The sequence below is a fragment of the Afifella sp. H1R genome (assembly GCF_021462425.1).
Taxonomy (GTDB): Bacteria; Pseudomonadota; Alphaproteobacteria; order Rhizobiales; family Afifellaceae; genus Afifella; species Afifella aestuarii.
On the sequence record NZ_JAKEDY010000001.1, the window covers coordinates 2,240,001 to 2,242,500 of the forward strand.

Genomic DNA, 2,500 nt, shown 5'->3' on the forward strand with positions numbered 1-2,500 from the left:
CCCGGGAACGTATTCACCGTGGCATGCTGATCCACGATTACTAGCGATTCCACCTTCATGCCCCCGAGTTGCAGAGGACAATCCGAACTGAGACGGTTTTTGGGGATTTTCCCACTGTCACCGCCATTGTAGCACGTGTGTAGCCCAGCCCGTAAGGGCCATGAGGACTTGACGTCATCCCCACCTTCCTCTCGGCTTATCACCGGCAGTCCCCTTAGAGTGCCCAACTGAATGCTGGCAACTAAGGGCGAGGGTTGCGCTCGTTGCGGGACTTAACCCAACATCTCACGACACGAGCTGACGACAGCCATGCAGCACCTGTCACCGATCCAGCCTAGCTGAAGGAAACCGTCTCCGGTAACCGCGATCGGGATGTCAAGAGCTGGTAAGGTTCTGCGCGTTGCTTCGAATTAAACCACATGCTCCACCGCTTGTGCGGGCCCCCGTCAATTCCTTTGAGTTTTAATCTTGCGACCGTACTCCCCAGGCGGGATGCTTAATGCGTTAGCTGCGCCACTGATGAGTATACCCACCAACGGCTAGCATCCATCGTTTACGGCGTGGACTACCAGGGTATCTAATCCTGTTTGCTCCCCACGCTTTCGCGCCTCAGCGTCAGTCTCGGACCAGTTGGCCGCCTTCGCCTCTGGTGTTCCTCCGAATATCTACGAATTTCACCTCTACACTCGGAATTCCACCAACCTCTTCCGGACTCGAGATTGCCAGTATCAGAGGCAGTTCCAGAGTTGAGCTCTGGGATTTCACCCCTGACTTAACAATCCGCCTACGCGCGCTTTACGCCCAGTAATTCCGAACAACGCTAGCCCCCTTCGTATTACCGCGGCTGCTGGCACGAAGTTAGCCGGGGCTTCTTCTGCGGGTACCGTCATTATCTTCCCCGCTGAAAGAGCTTTACAACCCTAGGGCCTTCTTCACTCACGCGGCATGGCTGGATCAGGGTTTCCCCCATTGTCCAAGATTCCCCACTGCTGCCTCCCGTAGGAGTCTGGGCCGTGTCTCAGTCCCAGTGTGGCTGATCATCCTCTCAGACCAGCTACGGATCGTTGCCTTGGTAGGCCGTTACCCCACCAACAAGCTAATCCGACGCGGGCTCATCCAATGGCAATAAATCTTTCCCCCGAAGGGCGTATACGGTATTAGCTCGAGTTTCCTCGGGTTATCCCGTACCACTGGGTAGATTCCCACGCGTTACTCACCCGTCTGCCACTCACTCCGAAGAGTGCGTTCGACTTGCATGTGTTAAGCCTGCCGCCAGCGTTCGTTCTGAGCCAGGATCAAACTCTCAAGTTGAATGAGAACTTTGATCGGCTATTGATCGCACGTCTTGACGAGGTCACACCGTCAAATACCCGCCGCTTCCGCAGCGTGCATCGACATGTGAGCTCAGAGAAAACGTCGACCGCCGAAGTCTCGTTCAGCTCTTTGATCTCTTGCGAGACGTCAGAGCCGGCGGACATCGCCGTCCACGCTTCTCTTTCTTCAATAAACCAGATTGTCAAAGAACAGGCGATATCAACCGCCCCGGTCGCTCAAGTGAGCCTCTCGCGACCGCCAGAGTTTCACCGGTCTCGCCGGGATACGCCCTGGATAAGAATGGAAGCCGGCGATGAAGCGTCGAGCCCCGAAGAGCAGTGCTCCCCGCCGCCGGTGTCGCGGTATATATTCAGACCGCCTCAGCCTGTCAACAGACTCATTTCGAAATTCGACAGAGCGTTCGTTCGGCCCCCGTTTTCCGCGATCTCGCGCCTCCCCTCGTCGCCTCACTCCTCAAAGCGGCTCGACGGATCCCGGTCGTGGGCATAGCGATGGCGCAGCGGAAACGCCGGGAGCCAGGTTTCCCGCCGCACTGTCCAGCTTTCATAGGTCGGGACGAACTGATCCGGCTCGTCGAGCGCGCCGAGATGGATCTCCACCTCGTCGCCGCTGCGGGCAAACACCGAGGAGCCGCACTGTGGGCAGAAATATCGGCCGCGATAATCGGCGGGCGTACCAGTGACTGTCACCGCATTGTCAGGAAAGATCGCCGAGGCGTGAAAGACCGCCCCGTGATGCTTGCGGCAATCGAGGCAGTGGCAAAGCCCGACGCGATAGGGCCGGCCCGTCGCGACGAACCGCACCTCCCCGCACAGGCATCCGCCGGTGAATGTCTCCCCGGTGAATGTCTCCATGGTGCATCTCCCGGCGTTCCACGTTCCGGGCAAGGTCTTGCAAAGACGGGTCCGGCGCAAGCGGCTCTTTGGGAAGCGATGACCGGGATTATTCGCGGCGACAGCACGTCAGCTCTTCGTGGAAATCCGCACCCGAAGATGACACGACGTCCTTTTGCCCTCGCTCACGGTCGGCACTGGTCTTGCCGCTCGGATGGGCACCCGCGATCGCCTTCAGCCGATCGGCCGCCGTATCCGCGATGAGAGCTTTCGCCTCATGCTCGTGAGCGATTCGAGAATCCCCCCGGCGCGCGCTGTTCGCACGCCCCGCA

At 58.8% G+C, this 2,500-nt stretch carries 1 protein-coding gene and 1 rRNA gene (1 of these 2 running past the window's edge); both read right to left on the reverse strand.

Annotated elements, in window-relative coordinates:
• Positions 1-1,311, reverse strand: a 16S ribosomal RNA gene (locus tag L0F51_RS10640) (it extends 157 nt beyond the left edge of the window).
• A 470-nt stretch (positions 1,312-1,781) separates the two neighbouring features.
• Positions 1,782-2,189: a GFA family protein gene (locus L0F51_RS10645; protein WP_234629118.1), complete on the reverse strand. Its 408-nt coding sequence runs from the start codon at positions 2,187-2,189 to the stop codon at positions 1,782-1,784.
• Positions 2,190-2,500 lie beyond the last annotated feature (311 nt).